The sequence below is a fragment of the Halomonas sp. KAO genome (assembly GCF_015595025.1).
GTDB lineage: Bacteria > Pseudomonadota > Gammaproteobacteria > Pseudomonadales > Halomonadaceae > Halomonas.
In genome coordinates this window covers 1-409 of record NZ_JADNRL010000038.1, presented here as the reverse complement: position 1 = coordinate 409, position 409 = coordinate 1, and the positions used below count along the sequence as shown (strand labels likewise).

At 56.2% G+C, this 409-nt stretch carries 1 protein-coding gene; it reads right to left on the bottom strand.

The features are described 5' to 3' along the window. Positions 1-409 (bottom strand): type I-F CRISPR-associated protein Csy1 (locus IOC61_RS17495; protein WP_229333238.1); only part of this gene is annotated, 409 nt, incomplete at both ends.

Sequence of the window (409 nt, the reverse complement as noted above, 5' to 3'; positions counted from 1 at the left end):
TGCTCGAAAGGGGTCGCGCATCGGTGCGTACACCTCGCGCGAATCCCAGTTTGGCGGTAACGATGCCAGAAGATAATTCTGGCCGCCTCGTTCACTATTGAGCTGTGAGATATTCTGCGGTTTGGTGCCGCCGAGTTTCTGGACGGCTAGATTAGGATAGCTGGTATAACCACCTTCAAATGGTGCCTTGTCCTTCAACGCCTTACGCGCCGCCTTGTTGTGATCGCCAAAAAACCAGGTATTGGGACTGACCTGCGCATAGAAGCGGTGAGTAAGCGCAGTGGCATAGAGCGGTGCCAGCAGGTGGTAGGCAGTGTCGTCGGTTGGATCATCGCCTACCAGCCAGTAAAGCTGTTTGCCCATCACATGGGAGCTGGGCGCCCCCTTGGGCTCGGTGATGCTTGCGAAG